17 protein-coding genes are annotated in these 14,760 nt (G+C 66.3%); 5 read left to right on the top strand and 12 right to left on the bottom strand.

The features are described 5' to 3' along the window. Window positions 1-247: 247 nt before the first annotated feature. The 3 genes from rpsN to rpmB are packed head-to-tail and all read right to left on the bottom strand — an operon-like array spanning window position 248 to window position 962. A complete protein-coding gene (gene rpsN, locus ACSQ12_RS20495; RefSeq protein ID WP_011693742.1) occupies window positions 248-553 on the bottom strand; it encodes a 30S ribosomal protein S14 in 306 nt (101 codons plus the stop codon). Between the two features lie 5 nt (window positions 554-558). Beyond that, window positions 559-726: a 50S ribosomal protein L33 gene (gene rpmG / locus ACSQ12_RS20500; RefSeq protein ID WP_011693743.1), complete on the bottom strand. Its 168-nt coding sequence runs from the start codon at window positions 724-726 to the stop codon at window positions 559-561. Beyond that, the gene (rpmB, locus tag ACSQ12_RS20505; RefSeq protein ID WP_011693744.1) at window positions 726-962 is read right to left on the bottom strand and encodes a 50S ribosomal protein L28; all 237 of its coding nucleotides are present in this window, start codon (window positions 960-962) and stop codon (window positions 726-728) included. The genes rpmG and rpmB overlap by 1 nt, the downstream gene beginning before the upstream one ends. 480 nt (window positions 963-1,442) lie before the next feature. Here rpmB and ACSQ12_RS20510 point away from each other — a divergent pair, with 480 nt between their 5' ends. The 3 genes from ACSQ12_RS20510 (at window position 1,443) to ACSQ12_RS20520 (ending at window position 4,319) form a co-directional block, all read left to right on the top strand. Further along, the gene (locus ACSQ12_RS20510) at window positions 1,443-2,888 is read left to right on the top strand and encodes a ferredoxin reductase family protein (protein ID WP_436066707.1); all 1,446 of its coding nucleotides are present in this window, start codon (window positions 1,443-1,445) and stop codon (window positions 2,886-2,888) included. After that, on the top strand, window positions 2,885-3,439 hold the full coding sequence (locus ACSQ12_RS20515) for an FMN-binding protein (RefSeq protein WP_436066708.1): 555 nt from the start codon (window positions 2,885-2,887) through the stop codon (window positions 3,437-3,439). Before ACSQ12_RS20510 ends, ACSQ12_RS20515 begins: the two co-directional genes overlap by 4 nt. A 103-nt stretch (window positions 3,440-3,542) precedes the next feature. Beyond that, window positions 3,543-4,319 (top strand): FAD:protein FMN transferase, encoded by a 777-nt coding sequence (locus ACSQ12_RS20520; protein WP_436067036.1) that lies wholly within the window; start codon window positions 3,543-3,545, stop codon window positions 4,317-4,319. Between the two features lie 13 nt (window positions 4,320-4,332). Here the strand turns inward: ACSQ12_RS20520 and ACSQ12_RS20525 are convergent, their stop codons facing one another. From ACSQ12_RS20525 to ACSQ12_RS20535, 3 genes are read right to left on the bottom strand one after another with little or no spacing between them, the layout of a single operon-like run. Continuing rightward, a complete protein-coding gene (locus ACSQ12_RS20525; protein ID WP_390251620.1) occupies window positions 4,333-5,094 on the bottom strand; it encodes an SGNH/GDSL hydrolase family protein in 762 nt (253 codons plus the stop codon). Window positions 5,095-5,137: 43 nt separating this feature from the next. Further along, window positions 5,138-6,964: a glutaminase A gene (glsA, locus tag ACSQ12_RS20530; RefSeq protein ID WP_436066709.1), complete on the bottom strand. Its 1,827-nt coding sequence runs from the start codon at window positions 6,962-6,964 to the stop codon at window positions 5,138-5,140. Window positions 6,965-7,009: 45 nt separating this feature from the next. Continuing rightward, window positions 7,010-7,489 (bottom strand): MarR family winged helix-turn-helix transcriptional regulator, encoded by a 480-nt coding sequence (locus tag ACSQ12_RS20535; RefSeq protein ID WP_436066710.1) that lies wholly within the window; start codon window positions 7,487-7,489, stop codon window positions 7,010-7,012. 83 nt (window positions 7,490-7,572) lie between these two features. Between ACSQ12_RS20535 and ACSQ12_RS20540 the strand changes: the two genes are divergently transcribed. Both ACSQ12_RS20540 and ACSQ12_RS20545 read left to right on the top strand, forming a co-directional pair. Next, entirely contained in the window at window positions 7,573-8,205 is a 633-nt protein-coding gene (locus ACSQ12_RS20540; protein WP_436066711.1) for an NADPH-dependent F420 reductase, read from the top strand. A 22-nt stretch (window positions 8,206-8,227) separates the two neighbouring features. Next, window positions 8,228-8,515 carry a YciI family protein gene (locus ACSQ12_RS20545; RefSeq protein ID WP_390251612.1) on the top strand — a complete coding sequence of 96 codons (288 nt, stop codon included), beginning with the start codon at window positions 8,228-8,230 and terminating at the stop codon, window positions 8,513-8,515. On the opposite strand, the gene ACSQ12_RS20550 is transcribed toward ACSQ12_RS20545, so the two are convergent. The 6 genes from ACSQ12_RS20550 to ACSQ12_RS20575 form a co-directional block, all read right to left on the bottom strand. After that, complete coding sequence (locus ACSQ12_RS20550) at window positions 8,512-9,363, bottom strand: SGNH/GDSL hydrolase family protein (RefSeq protein WP_436066712.1); 852 nt, start codon at window positions 9,361-9,363, stop codon at window positions 8,512-8,514. The two genes, ACSQ12_RS20545 and ACSQ12_RS20550, sit on opposite strands and share 4 nt — an antisense overlap. 161 nt (window positions 9,364-9,524) lie before the next feature. Continuing rightward, window positions 9,525-10,565, bottom strand: coding sequence for a siderophore-interacting protein (locus ACSQ12_RS20555; protein WP_436066713.1), 1,041 nt, complete (start codon window positions 10,563-10,565; stop codon window positions 9,525-9,527). Further along, window positions 10,562-11,377 (bottom strand): ABC transporter ATP-binding protein, encoded by an 816-nt coding sequence (locus ACSQ12_RS20560; protein WP_436066714.1) that lies wholly within the window; start codon window positions 11,375-11,377, stop codon window positions 10,562-10,564. The genes ACSQ12_RS20555 and ACSQ12_RS20560 overlap by 4 nt, the downstream gene beginning before the upstream one ends. Before the next feature lies 1 nt (window position 11,378). Next, the gene (locus tag ACSQ12_RS20565) at window positions 11,379-12,503 is read right to left on the bottom strand and encodes a FecCD family ABC transporter permease (protein ID WP_436066715.1); all 1,125 of its coding nucleotides are present in this window, start codon (window positions 12,501-12,503) and stop codon (window positions 11,379-11,381) included. Beyond that, window positions 12,500-13,558: a FecCD family ABC transporter permease gene (locus ACSQ12_RS20570; protein ID WP_436066716.1), complete on the bottom strand. Its 1,059-nt coding sequence runs from the start codon at window positions 13,556-13,558 to the stop codon at window positions 12,500-12,502. Before ACSQ12_RS20570 ends, ACSQ12_RS20565 begins: the two co-directional genes overlap by 4 nt. Before the next feature lie 10 nt (window positions 13,559-13,568). After that, the gene (locus tag ACSQ12_RS20575) at window positions 13,569-14,690 is read right to left on the bottom strand and encodes an iron-siderophore ABC transporter substrate-binding protein (protein ID WP_436066717.1); all 1,122 of its coding nucleotides are present in this window, start codon (window positions 14,688-14,690) and stop codon (window positions 13,569-13,571) included. Between the last annotated feature and the right edge of the window lie 70 nt (window positions 14,691-14,760).

Raw genomic sequence — 14,760 nt, forward strand, 5'->3', positions numbered from 1 at the left:
CTACTTTGGCCCCACCGCAAACGCTCCCCTCACGGGGTGCCAAACCGCGCCAGTCCGGGCCCAAACGGGCCGCGGGGGCACTTTCCGGGACGCCGGCGTCGTCCTTGGATTCTGTGTGCTGCATCACCGCCCCTGATCCAGGCCGGACGAGATAGCGGTTAAGCGCAAGAAGGGCCGGCAACCGTGAGGTTGCCGGCCCTTCTTAGACCACTGGAATCAGCAGTGCTGGTTTAGCAGCAGTGTTGGATTACCAGGAAGACTTGGTGATGCCCGGGAGCTCACCGCGGTGAGCCATGTCGCGGAAGCGAACACGGGAGATACCGAACTTCTGGAAGGTACCGCGCGGGCGGCCATCGATGATGTCGCGGTTACGCAGACGTACCGGGGAGGCGTTGCGGGGCAGCTTCTGCAGGCCGAGGCGTGCAGCTTCGCGTGCTTCGTCGGTTGACGCGGGGTCAACCAGGGCCTTCTTCAGTTCGAGGCGCTTTGCAGCATAGCGCTCGACGATGACTTTACGCTGTTCGTTCTTAGCGATCATTGACTTCTTAGCCATAGTGCTTAGCGCTCCTCTCGGAATTCGACGTGCTTACGGATGCGGGGGTCGTACTTCTTCAGAACCATACGGTCCGGGTCGTTACGACGGTTCTTGCGCGTGACGTAGGTGTAACCCGTGCCAGCGGTCGACTTGAGCTTGATGATCGGACGTACGTCCTTGTCCTTAGCCACTAGAGCTTCACTCCTCGTGCCAGGATGGCGGCTACGACAACGTCGATGCCACGCACGTCGATGGTCTTGATGCCACGTGCAGAGACCTGCAGGGTGACATTACGGCGCAGGGACGGAACCCAGTAGCGCTTCTTCTGGATGTTCGGGTCGAACCGGCGCTTGTTGCGGCGGTGCGAGTGCGAAATGCTGTGTCCAAAGCCCGGCTCGGCTCCGGTCACCTGGCAGTGTGCTGCCATGACGACTCTCCTCATGAAAATAAATGAAACGGTCCGCAGCGTTCCGCGTCCCGTGCGACAGGTGGCGTCCGCATCCAGCTTTCACACATTCGGCGGTCCGCAGGCGTGGACAGTCGGCGAAAGCCGGCTGTTTCCGCACTACGGGCGAACATGATTGGCCACGAGTACCGGGCAGCGGAAACCACTGCGAAGTACCGGGATGCTGGGCGAATACAGGAGTGCACGCAACTTGAGCCCCTAACTACCGGCCTTGAGGACTGTCGATATTGAGGACAGATCCCGCCAACCGGAGCAATTGCACACGCTCCGCGCCACCTAGCGCCTACCAAGTCTACGAGCTTGACTAATTAAAGGCCAATCGGGTAGCCATCGATGCCCGCCCGCGGGTGTATAAGGCCGCCAGCCTCACCGTACTCGAGTCACATCGGCGCCGCAGTCTTTTCACAGCAGAATGAAAGGATCCCGCCGCAATGTTGAAGCATGAACACACAACTCCTGCCGGCTTTGCCCGCCGGTTCCAACGGCTCCCGCAAGGGGCGGGGAACTTTCACGGCCGCGCACCGCCGTCGCCTGTTCCGCGCCGATCTGCTGACAACGGCTGCCTGGGCATCCGTTGCAGCCGCCGTGGCACTGTGGCTGGCCGACGGCGGCGCAACGGGATTCTCGACACTCGCCGGAGCTTTCACCGCCCTGGGCATTGTGGCCGGGCTGGCCGGCATGGACCTGGTCCTCCTGATGCTGCTGCTGGCGGCACGGATTCCCCTCATTGACCAGTCCGTTGGCCACGACCGCGCCCTGGAATTCCACCGGAAGCTCGGGAAGCCGTCGCTCTACCTCCTGCTGGCGCACGGGATCCTGATCGCCATCGGCTACGGGATGGCCGAAGGGCTGGATCCCGTCAGCGAAGCCGTGTCCCTCTGGGTGCTGGTGCCGGACATGTGGCTGGCCTATGTTTCCATGGCGCTGTTCATCGCCGTTGTGGTGACGTCCCTGGTGGCCATCCGCAGGCGCTTTCCCTACGAGTTCTGGTACGCGGTGCACCTGCTGACCTATGCCGCCGTCGCAACGTCGCTGCCCCACCAGTTCAGCGTAGGCGGGCTGTTCGCCGAGGGCACCTGGCAGCGCTGGTACTGGCTGGCCGTATGCATCGCAACCGGCGCCGCGCTCCTGCACTACCGCGTTCTTGAGCCCGTCGTTGCCACGTTCCGGCATCAGCTCACCGTCAGCCGCGTGGTGCAGGTGGCACCCGGAGTGGTCAGCATTGAGATGCACGGGCTGCACCTTGACGAACTGGCCGGAACCGGAGGCAGGTTCTTCATCTGGAGGTTCCTGGCCCCGGGTCTGTGGTGGCACCCTCATCCGTTCAGCCTCTCCGCCGAGCCGTTGCAGTTCGATGCCTCAGGGCGCGGGTTGCTGCGGATCACCGTCCGCAATCTTGGACGCGGATCTGCCCAGCTCGCCGTCGTAAAACCGGGGACGAAGGTCGCCGTGGAGGGACCGTACGGAATCTTCAGCACCGCGGCCCGAAGCCGCGACAGGGTGGTGATGATCGGCGCCGGGATCGGGATCACGCCCCTTCGAGCCCTCCTGGAATCGACGCCTTTCGCGCCAGGGCAGGCGACCGTGATCCTTCGGGGCCGCAGCGAGCAGGAACTGTACCTCGGCGACGAGATCTTGGAACTTGCCCGGAACCGGGGAGCCACCCTGTTCCATCTGACCGGCGCCCGCTCGGTCCGTCACACGGGAAGCTGGCTCCCGGACAGCGCCACACGGGCCGGCCATCGACTGGCCGACTATGCCCCCGACGTCGCAAACGCGGACGTCTATGTCTGCGGGCCGGCGGCGTGGGCCCGAAACGTAATTGCCGACGCCCGCGCCGCGGGCGTCAAGGAAGACCAACTCCACTACGAAAGGTTTGACTGGTGAGAATCCGCGCAGCAGTATCAGCAGCACTTGCCTCCGCGGGAATCCTTCTTGCGGGGTGGCAATCAGGCATCCACGTGGCGGAGGCACCGAGCGCCGCGGCCAGCACGTCGGCAGGAACCAACGGCACTGCCGGCGCTGCCGGCGCAACGGGTTCCTCCGGCTCAAGCTCGAGCTCGAGCTCCTCCGGCTCCACCGGAACCGGCTCCTCCACCGGCACCACCGGGACAGGTTCGGGCACTGCCGCGGAGCCCACAACCGGGGCCGCCGCAAAGGCCGGGGGAACCTACGCCGGCAGTGTGGTGCAGACGCGCTTCGGCGCCGTCCAGGTCCAGATCACGGTCAAGTCCGGTGCCATCACGGACGTCGTGGCGCTGCAGCTGACCGACGACGACCGCAAGTCCATCCAGATCAGCAACCGCGCCGCACCCCTCCTCAAAGCCGAAGTCCTCGCTGCGCAGTCAGCGGACGTCCAGACCATTGGAGGCGCCACTGTGACCAGCGACGCTTACCTGAGCTCACTCCAGGCGGCCATCGATGCAGCGAACCTCTGATCACCAGACCGGGGCTGGACTCCGGCAGCCCATACCGGAGCCGGCCGCCGGCAGGGAACAGCCGCTGGAGCGGCCCGCATTGCGGGCCAGGACCTTCAGCTGCATGGGAACGGTGGTGAGCCTCACTGTGCCCGCAGCCTCGGGCGCGGACGAGCTGGTAGCGGCCACCGCCGTCGTCGAACGGGTTTTCGCGGGTCTGGACGAGACGTTCAGCCTCTACCGCCCGGACTCGGAGGCCAGCCGGCTGGCGCGCGCCGAGATCACACTCCCGGACGCGTCCGAGGAGATGCGCCGCCTCTACGCCGACGCCGTCGGCTGGCGGCTGCTGACCGAAGGGGCCTTCACCCCTGAACGGCCCGACGGCGTCCTCGACCTGTCCGGGATCGTCAAGGGATATGCCATCCAGGAGGCGGGCACATCCCTGCTGGCGCTGGGCCTTCGAGACTGGTGCCTGAACGCCGGCGGCGACGTGCTGGTCAGCGGATCCCCCGCACCGGGGGCCACGGAATCCGGGAACCGCGAGCCGTGGAGGGCCGGGATTGTTGATCCGGAGGACCGCCGCACCCTTATTGCCGGCCACCCGTTGGGCGGCTTTGCCGGGGCGAAACCGGCGTTGGCAACTTCCGGTTCCGCGGAGCGGGGAGACCACATCTGGGCTGCCGGCGGACCAGGCCGTGGCGCCCGTCCAGCCCCGGCTGCGCCGGTGTTCCGCCAGGTTTCCGTTGTGGCGGCGGACATCGTCACTGCTGACGTGCTGGCGACGGCGATCGTGGCCGGCGGCCTGCAGATACTGAACCGGGCAACGGACGGCTGGGACATCGAAGTACTGGCGGTGCGGGCCGGCGGCGAACTGCTCGCGACGCCCGGCTTCCGGCGGTAGCTTCCGGGTGCAGCTAGAGCCGGGTGAGCTGGCTGTACCGCGGCTGGAGGCCGTCACCCGAGGACTTCCCCGTGACCCGGCGGACCACCCAGGGTCCCGCAAACTCCCGCACCCAGCGGGCGTTCGCCCTGATGGCATCGGCCCGGCTCAGCTCAGGAACGGGCGTCATGGGCGGCACATCGATGGAGTGATCGTGTTCGAGGACCGTCAGCACCCTCTTGGCCATGTTCGCGTGACCGGCCGCGGACATGTGCATCCGGTCCTTGGCCCACATGCCCCAGTCGTAGTATTCGCTGAAGCGCCAGTAATCCACCAGCAGGGCGCCGTGGTCGCCCGCAATGCCGCGCACCAGCTCGTTGTAGATGGCGGTGCGGCCGCGCATGGTGCCGAAAACCTTGGAACCACGGGCGTCGAAACCCGTGAACATCACCACGGTGGCACCCGTGGCACTCAACTTGCGGATGCCGGCGTCGTACTCCGCCAAAAGGTCGTCGATATCGATCTTCGGACGGAGGATATCGTTGGCCCCGGCGTAAATGGTCACCAGCGTGGGCTTAAGTTCGACGGCGGCGTCCACCTGCTCCGCCATGATCTGGCGGAGTTTCCGGCCCCTGATGGCGAGGTTGGCGTAACCGAAGGCCGGGTCCGCCGCGCCGAGCTGCTCGGCCACGCGGTCCGCCCAGCCCCGTACGCCGTTAGGGCGTGCCGGATCGTCGTCGCCGACACCTTCCGTGAACGAATCTCCCAAGGCAACATAGCGGGCGGCAAAATCCATATCGATAGTCTGCCATCCGTTGCCGTGAGCAACCAAGCGGCGGCTACTCGCGGATCCGGACGGCCGATTCACGCAGGTACTGTTCCACCCGCGTGTATGCATCCCGGGTCAGGGCTTTCCACAGGGCGATGGCAAGCCTCGGGTCTGTGGACTCCAGGTCGGAGATTGCCTCGGCACTGAGCACCATCACCTCCACGGGGCCGTCCGCCCTGACCGTCGTTTCCTGCCGGTTGCCGCTGCCCAGCGCCAGCTCGCCGAACGTCATGCCGGCGCTGAGGGTGTTGAGCTTGACCCGGTCGGAGGTGGGCCCGGGCGACGTACTGCTGACCTTGCCGGAAGTAATGAAGTAGACGCCGCCGAACCGCAGGCCAATGCGGCGGATGACGTCGCCGTCGTCGTACTTCCTTGCTGTCATGAGGCCCTGCAGGGCCAGCGCGTCCGCCTCATCGAGCGGCGCCAGCGCGGGCGAGTCGGTAACAGGAACGTGGTCCCGGAGCAGCAGCCCGTCCCCGTACTTTGCCAGCAGCCGGTTTTCACAGAATTCGACGGCGGCACTCCGGGTCGAAAACGACGGTACCGCCCCGTCCGGGTGCCCCTTACGTTCGCCGAGTGAGTCCGCCACCGCGCCGTCCGCTTCGATCAGCACCAGCTCGCGGCCCCCGCCGGACAGGCCCTGACGCGCCGCCTCGAGAAGGCGCAGCGCCACCTCGCTCACCTGGTCGGTTCGGCGGAAGTCCAGAACCACCAGCTCGACGTCGTCATCCAGGCTGCTAAGCTCGCGCGCCATGGATTCGCTCCCGGCGAAGAGCAGGTCACCGTTGAGTTCGATCACCCTGGCCCGGTGTCCGTGGGCGCGGAGGACGTCGGACGCTTCGGCATTGCGCCGGATGCCCGACGGCGTTTCGGTGACGTCGTACGCGGCAAGGATGGCCGAACGCCCGGTGCGCGCCGCCCTGACGAAGTGCAGCTCCATGTCCCGGGACAGCCGCTGGGCAGTCGCCAGGCCCCGGACGCTGCCGCCGTGTTCATCGAGCGGCGGGGAGTACACAGCCAGCCCAACCTGGCCCGGCAGGACGGCGATAATCCCGCCGGCAACGCCGCTCTTTCCGGGCATGCCCACGCTGCTGATCCAGGCACCGGCGTCGTCGTACATGCCGGACGTCATCATTACCGACAACACCCGCTCCACCGGACCGATCTCCAGCACCTGCCTGTGGGTGAGCGGATTCTTTCCGCCATTTGCGAGGGTGGCGGCCATGATGGCGAGGTCGAAGGTGTTCACCATGACCGAGCACTGGCGGAAATAGTCCTCCAGGACGGGCGCGGGGTCGTCCTCGATGATGTTGAAGGACCGCAGCAGGTGCGCCAGAGCCGTGTTGCGGTGGCCGTGCTTCATCTCGGACTCGAAGACCTTCTCGTTGACCGAAAGCTGACGGCCCGCGAACGCCGAGTATGTGCTGAGGATCCGTTTGAAGCTCGACTGGCCGCCGGATCCCCTGATGAGTGACGTGGCGGTGAGGGCGCCGGCGTTGATCATGGCGTTCGCCGGGCGGCCCGTCCCTTCGGCCAATGAGATCTCGTTGAAGGAGTCCCCGGAAGGTTCAACATCCACCTTGGCGTCCACGGCGTCGCTGCCGAGGTCCTCCAGGGCCAGCCCGTAAGTGAAAGGCTTCGAGATGGACTGGATGGTGAATTCCTCGCGGGAGTCCCCCACCTCATAAACCTGCCCGTCCACAGTGGCCAGGGCAATGCCGAAGTTGTCCGGGTCCACGTTGGCCATGGCCGGAATGGTGCTGTAAGGCTTGCCGTCCCTGAGCTGGGCGATCTCGGCGTGGATCTGGCGCAGGTAGCTCTGGATGGGCGATTCCATGGAACCAACACTACGGGCGTGGCCGGCGTTGGTTCCTGTCGCTCGTCAGGACTCGCGCAAAATCCAGTGATCGGCGTCCAGGCGGCCCACGATCTTCTCGCCGATGCGGGCCAGGTCGGCGACGTCGCGCTCGGTCAGGGCATCAAGGAACAGCATCCGGACCGCTTCCACGTGGCCGGGTGCCAGCTCAACAATGGTGGCCATGCCGGCGTCGGTCAGGTGGGCTGTGGTCACGCGCGCGTCGCGCGGATGCGGACGGCGTTCCACCCACCCCCGGTTCTGAAGCTTGGTGACCACATGCGACAAGCGGGACAGCGAGGCGCTGGTCCGCGCGGCGAGTTCGCTCATGGGAAGGAACCGGCCTTCCGCTTCGGAGAGCATGGCGAGTACGTTGTAGTCGAAGAGCGAAAGCTTGCCCGCCGCGTGCAATTTCGTATCCAGTGCCGCGGGCAGCAAGGTGTTGATGCTCAGCTGGGCCAGCCATGCACGGCGTTCGTCGGCGTTGAGCCAGCGCGGTTCGGTCATGGATCCATCCTAGGAGAAAAATTGATTGACAGTTCAAGCCCGGACTGCCCCGATCAACCGCCGTCCAGATCGGAGGAAGCACCATGACTGACATCACGATCATCGGTACGGGGAACATGGCGGCAGGAATCGCCGCCCGAGCGGCCAGTGCCGGCCGCAGCATCCAGATCCTTAGCCGCGATGCAGTGGCCGCGTCCGCCCTGGCTGCCGAAACGAACGCGACCCCCGGGACCACCGGACAGGACATTGAAGGCAGCATCGTTGTCCTCGCGACCCATTTTGACGTGTCCAAGGAAATCGCCGGCCGTTACGGCGAGGCACTCAACGGCAAGACGATCGTGGACATTTCCAATCCCGTCAACGACGAAACCCTCGATTCCCTCACCGTGCCTGCCGAGAGCTCCGCGGCCGAGGAGATCCAGGCGCTGGTTCCGGGCGCGAACGTGGTGAAAGGCTTCAACACGGTTTTCGCCTCCACGCTGGCCGCCGGAGAGGTGGCCGGGCAGACCCTCGATGTCCTGCTGGCCGGGGATTCAGCCGAAGCCAAGGCCGCGGTGGCAGGCTTCATCAATGATTCCGGTTTGCGCGCCGTCGACGTGGGTCCGTTGCGCCGGGCGCGGCAACTGGAAGCCTTCCAGTTGCTCATCATTGGGCTCCAAGCCAGCGACGCCCACCCCGAGTACAACTGGAACAGCGCATTGAAACTGCTTCCTTAGCAGGAACCGGTAGGCTGACCGCATGTACGTAGTCTCCCTGACCTACAAGGTTCCCGAAGAGATCGTCGATTTCCACCTCAAAGCACACGTTGAGTGGTTGCAGGACGCTTTCGACCAGGGCATTTTCATTGTGGCCGGCCGGAAGATCCCCCGCACCGGTGCGCTGTTGCTGTCCAATGCGGACCGGGCAAACCTTGACGCCGCGCTGGTCAAAGACCCGTTCTACACGAACGGCGTGGCGGAGTTCGACGTCGAGGAATTCCACGCCGGCAGGGTGGCTCCGGGTTACGAAAACCTCCTGGACAGCTAGTTCTCCGGGGCAGCCGCCTCCGGCGCCTTCTCAAGGAGTTTCTTCAGTCCGCCCTTCCGGGGAACCTTCACGGGCTCCGGCCAGCGCGGCCTGAGGCTGTCGCCGAGGGTCACACCGCGCAGCTTGCGGCCAAAGAGCGGCAACACCCAGTCGTGCACCCAGCGCCGCTGCCGCTGTTCCCACTCCCGCAGGCTCAGTTTGTCCGGCGGTTCCCACTCCAGCGGGCTGATCTTGTGCGGAACACCCAGGTGGTCCAGGACCTGGGCGGCGAGGTATTTATGACCGGCCTTGGACATGTGCAACCGGTCCGAATCCCACATCCGCCGGTCGTGGAAGGCCTCGAAGCACCAATAGTCCACCAGCACGGCGTTGTACTTGGCGGCGATTTCCCGGACATGACGGTTGTAGGCGGTGTTGCGTTTCCTCAACGGCTCAAGGACAGCCGAAACCTTGACGTCAAAACCGGTGAACAGCACCACGGTGGCACCCGTGGCAGCCAGCCTGGCCACGAGGGACTCGTACTCGGCCATGAGCGCCTCCACATCGGTGCCGAAGTCGAGGATGTCGTTTCCGCCGGCATACAGGGTGACCAGCGTCGGCTCCATTGCGAGCGCCGGTTCCAGCTGTTCGTCGATGATGTGGCGGAGCCTCTTGCTGCGGATGGCCAGGTTTGCGTATTCCCACCCCGGTTCGGCCTTAGCCAGCTTCTCAGCCACCCGGTCTGCCCAGCCGCGCACACCGTTGGGCAGCCGCTTGCTCCGGTCCCCCACGCCTTCGGTGAACGAATCCCCCATGGCAACAAACCGCCGTCGCCCATCCCTGTCCGGAAGCAAAGGAAATGAACCCATCCCGGCAGCCTAACCAACCAAAGAAACGGCAGGGTTAACGGCGAACGACAGGATCTGCGAGAGGGTTTGCGATGAGGCGACAGGATCTGCGAGAGGGATCAGAAAAAACCTGCAGGAAGTGAGAGAGCGTCGGGACTAGTGCCGGCGCCGGAGGCGAGACTTTAGAGCTCCGCTTTCCCCTGCCGCCAGTAACCCATGAACGCCACCTGCTTACGGTCGATCCCGACGTCGCGCACCAGGTAGCGCCGCATCTCCTTGATGACCCCCGCTTCGCCGGCAATCCAAGCGTAGAACGGCATGGCGCCGGCGGGCATCCCGGGGTTCTTCGTTGCCGCGATGGCCGCGGTTTCCATCCTTGCGGGCGTTTCCCAGAGGATCTCCTGGTCCACGTCCACGTCCTCCGGTTCCGGGCCGGCCCCGCCGGAGGCGGCTTTGATGCCCACCCAGCCCGGTTCGGGAACTGCGGCGCGGACTGCTTGCTGCAGGAGTTCGCCCTGCGGGCGTGAGCGGCCGATCGAGGCGCCCCGCGCCAGCCAGGTGATTTCGACGTCGGCGGCGGACTTCAGGTCCAGGAAGTCGCCGGCTTCGGGGACTTCAAGGAAGGCGTGCCCGCTCATGTACGGCGGGAGGCTTTCCAGGATGGCGCCGATGGCGGGAACAGCGGTTTCGTCGCCCGCGAGGAGCACCCGCTGGGCCAGTCCGGGGCGCCATTCGATGCCGGAGTAGATCTCCGCTGTGACGCAGTGCGCGGCGCGGTTGTTGGGCCCGATGATGGTGAGCGCATCCCCCGGTTTGGCGTTCAGGGCCCAGTTTGCGGCGGGACCGCCGTTGCCCGCCGAGTCGAAGTGCATCACGAAGTCCACGTCGATCTCGGGGTAGACGGCGTCGAGCCGTTCCTGCCGGACGGTGTAGGTGCGCATGGAGCCGCGGGTCGCCGGGTCCATGGCCAGCCATTCCCGGTACCAGCCGGACTGTTCCATCTGGAACACGGGCAGCGGCAGCCGGGTGCCGTCCTCGCCAAGGGAAGGGATCATCAGCTTCACGCGAAGGTCCAGGGTTCCGCCGTGGACACCGAAGTCACGCAGCGAATACCCGCCGAAGGTGATGCGGCGGAAGTTGGGGCTGAGTTCCTGTACGGCGGTGACGGTCACGTCGAACGCCAGGGTCATGGGTTCGGTGCCGGCAATGTCGCGAGTCTTCATGAAACGAACTCCAGTTCAGTTGCAGTGGTGTGGTGCCGGCCGAGCGGAATGATCAGCGGCGTGCCGGAAACGGGGTCGGGAAGCACCCGGGATTCCAGGCCGAAGACATCCCGGACCAAGTCTTCAGTGACCACGGCGGTGGAGGCGCCCTCTGCCACGATCCGGCCGTCCTTCATGGCGATCACGTGGTCCGCGTACCGTGCCGCGAGGTTCAGGTCATGCAGGACGATGGCCACGGTGGTGCCGCGCCTGCGGTTCAGGTCCGTGATCAGGTCCAGCACTTCCACCTGGTGGGCAAGGTCAAGGTAGGTGGTGGGTTCGTCCAGGAGCAGGACATCGGTCTCCTGGGCGAGCGCCATCGCAATCCAGACGCGCTGGCGCTGACCGCCGGACAGCTCATCCACGTTGCGCCCGGCGAGCTCAAGCGTTTCGGTGGCCTCCAGGGCGCGCTGCACCGCGGCGTCGTCGCCTGCACTCCAACTCCGGAAGAAGCCCTGGTGCGGGTAGCGCCCGCGTCCCACCAGGTCACGGACCGTGATGCCGTCCGGTGCGGCGGGATGCTGGGGCAGGAGGCCCAGGGTCCGGGCGACGTCCCGGGCGGAGCGGGTATGGATGTCCTTGCCGTCCAGCGTCACGGTGCCGGCCGCGGGCTTCAGCAGCCGGGACAGTCCGCGGAGCAGGGTGGACTTGCCGCAGGCGTTGGCGCCCACGATCATGGTCACTTTGCCCTCGGGGATCTCCGCCTGCAGCCCTTCCAGAACTGTGCGCTGGGCGTATTTGAGGGTGAGGTCCGTGGCGCGCAGAACAGCCATCTCAGGCATCCTTTCGGTTGGAAGTGACCAGCAGCCACAGCAGGAACGGGGCGCCCAGGGCGCCGGTGACCACGCCGACCGGCAGGACGGTGCCGTCCAGCAGCAGGGGCGCGATATTCGCAGCGAAGTAGTCCGCCGCCAGTACGATCAGCACCCCCGCGAAGGCCGACGCCGGGAGGCTGGCTTTGGCAGTGAAGCGCCGGGCGATGGGACCGGCCAGGAAGGCGACGAACGCAACCGGGCCTGCTGCCGCCGTCGCCACCGCCGCGAGGGCCACGGCGACGGCCACCACGGCCAGCCGCGTGAATCCGACCCTGATGCCAAGCCCGGCGGCAGCGTCATCGCCGAGTTCCAGGATGCGCAAGGGGCCGGAGAGTGCGGCTGCGGCAGGGATGAGGACCAGCAGCGCAAGGGCGAGGATACCGGCACGGTCCCAGGAGGCTGAATTGAGGGAGCCGTTGAGCCACACCAGGGCGTCGGCCGCCGTGCGGATGTCCGCCCGGGTCATGAGGAAGCTGACCACGGCGTGGAGGGCGGCGGCGATGCCCACGCCCGCCAGGATCAGCCGGCTGCCGGCCGCATTGCCGCTGGTTCCGCCGCCGGACCCCAGGGACCCGCCGCGGGAGATGGCATAGATGAGCGCGGCCACGCCCAGCGCACCGGCGAGGGCGGCGCCGGAGACCACGGCACCGGACGCACCGAAAACAACGATTGCCGTGACGGCGGCCGCGCTGGCCCCGTAACTGATGCCGATGACGTCCGGGCTGGCCAGCGGATTGCGGAGCATGGTCTGGAAGAGGCCGCCGGCAAGTCCGAATGCCGCGCCGATCATGGTGCCGATGACCGCGCGGGGAAGCTTGTTTTCCATCACGATGAAGCTTGCGCCGGGAATCTTCTGGCCGCCGGTGAGGTGGGCGAGCAGGATTTTGAAGAAGTCAGGGACCGTCACGGTGTAGCTCCCCAGCAGAACGCTGACGGCAAAGAGGACCACGACGGCGAACGCCAGGATGGCGGTCCGGCTCAGGCCGGTGGCGTCGCGCCCAGCATCGCGCCCGACACTGCGCTCAGCACCGGGCGCGTTGTCTCCCAGCTCGCGCCCGACGTGCGCGAGGTCTGCCTTGCTCACAGTCCGGCCCCCTTCCCGCGGCGGACGAGCCACACGAAGACGGGGGCGCCCACGAGGGCCGTCATGATTCCCGCCGGGACTTCGCCTGGCAGCAGGACCACCCGGCCCAGGATGTCCGCGGAGAGCAGGAGCACCGGGGCCAGGACGAGGGAAAACGGCAGGATCCAGCGGTAGTCGGGCCCGGTCAGGAAGCGGACGGCGTGCGGAATGACGAGCCCCACAAAGCCGATGGGCCCGGCGAGGGCGGTGGCGGACCCGCACAGCAGCACGATGCCCAAGGCAGTCATACCGCGGACCATCCCCACGCGCTGGCCGAGCCCGCGCGCAATGTCATCGCCCAGCGCCAGGCTGTTGAGGATGCGGCCGGTAGCCAGCACGATGCCCGCACCGAGAATAAGGAACGGCACGCCGGGCAGAACGACCGACCAGTCGCGTCCGGCGATTCCGCCCACCTGCCAGAACCGGAACCGGTCCAGGGTGTCCTGGCTCGAGACCAGGATGACGTTCATGAGCGAATACAGGCCGGCGCTCAGTGCGGCGCCCGCGAGGGCCAGCTTCACCGGCGTCGCACCGTCCCGGCCGAGGGAGGCGACAAGGTAGACGACGGCGGCAGCGGCCGCGGCGCCGATGAACGCGAACCAGATGTAGCCGGTCAGGGAGGAGATCCCGAAAACATAAATGCCGGTGACCACGGCCAGGGCGGCGCCGGCGTTGACCCCCATGATGCCGGGGTCGGCCAGCGGGTTGCGGGCCACGCCCTGCATGGCGGCGCCGGCCAGGCCGAGGGCCCCGCCGGCGAGCAGGCCAAGGACGGTGCGCGGGATGCGTGCATGGACCACCGCGTGGTCACCGTTGCCGGGATCGAATTGCGTGAGTGCCTCCCACACGGTGCCGAGGGGAAGACCGCGGGCGCCGACGGCCAGCGATACCGCGGAAACAAGGACCAGTACGACGACGGCGGCCAGCAGCCACGCGGCCTGCTTGCCTGCAGCGGGGCGGCCGGAAGGAGGGTTGAACGTGCCCTCGCGGCGCGCCGTCGTCGTACTTGGTGTCATGGTGGGGTGCCTACTTCACTGCATCCGCTGCGTTGGCCAGCTGGGGCAGGAACGTGTCCAGCGACCACGGCAGGCTCAGGGGCGACGACGCCGAAATGGACAGCGTGAGTGTGTTGTCCGAGTCGGCAACCAGGGCGCCGTCCTTGATGGCCGGGATCTGGCCCAGCAGGGGATCGGCCTTGATGGAATCGGTGGTGGCGGAATCAGGAACCCAGGTCACGAAGATGTCGGATTCGAGCTCGTTGGCCTTTTCAGCGGACCACGGGATGAAGAACTCCTTGGAGCCCTTCGAGTTTTCCTCCACAACCGGGGCGAGCTTCATGCCGATCTCCGAGAGGAAGCGCGGACGGTTGTCGTTCGCGGTGTATACGTTGACGCCGTCGCTCTTGGCTGGCTCCAGGTTGCCGTAGATGAAGCTCTTGCCGGCCAGCTGAGGATACTTGGAGACCTTGTCCTTGATGGTGGCTTCGGTGTCCGAGATCAGCTTGGCGGCCTCGGTTTCCTTACCCAGGGCCTTGCCGATGATGCTGGTGGAATCCTGCCAGGACGTGCCGTAGGCGATCTCGGGGTGGGCGACCACCGGCGCGATCTCGCTGAGCTTCTTGTAGTCCTCTTCCGTCAGGCCGGAGTAGGCGCCCAGGATGACGTCCGGGTTGAGCTTGGCGATCTCGGTGAAGTTGATGCCGTCCGCCTCGGAGAACTGGACCGGTGCCTTTTCAGTGCCGAAGCCGGCGTCCAGCTCTTCCAGCTTGGCGTCTTTCCACGGCGTGGAACCCTTCTCGTTGCCGCCCCATTCGTTCTTGGGGACGCCCACGGGCACAACACCCAGGGCGAGTGCGACGTCGTCGTTGACCCAGGAAACCGTGACCACGCGCTGCGGCTGGGACTCGATGGTGGTCTCGCCGAAGACGTGCTTGATGGTGACGGGGAACTGCGAGCTGGCGGACTGGCTGGCTGCTGCAGTGCCGGTGCCGGATGCCGCGGGACCGGTGGAGCAGGCGGTCAGCGAGAGTGCGGCTGCTGCCAGCACGGCAGTTGCCCTGCCGGCGGTCTTGAGCAGCACGCGGCGGGACGGACCGGCGGCAAAGCCGCTGCGGCCGGCGCCCGGGCCGGAGAAGAGGGGGGAAGTCACGGAACTCCTTAGGTCAATGATGCGAACCCAAGTAAGGCTAGCCTATCCTTCTGTGAATTACGGAACGTTT

It is taken from the genome of Arthrobacter sp. LjRoot14 (genome assembly GCF_964253905.1).
Taxonomy (GTDB): domain Bacteria; phylum Actinomycetota; class Actinomycetes; order Actinomycetales; family Micrococcaceae; genus Arthrobacter.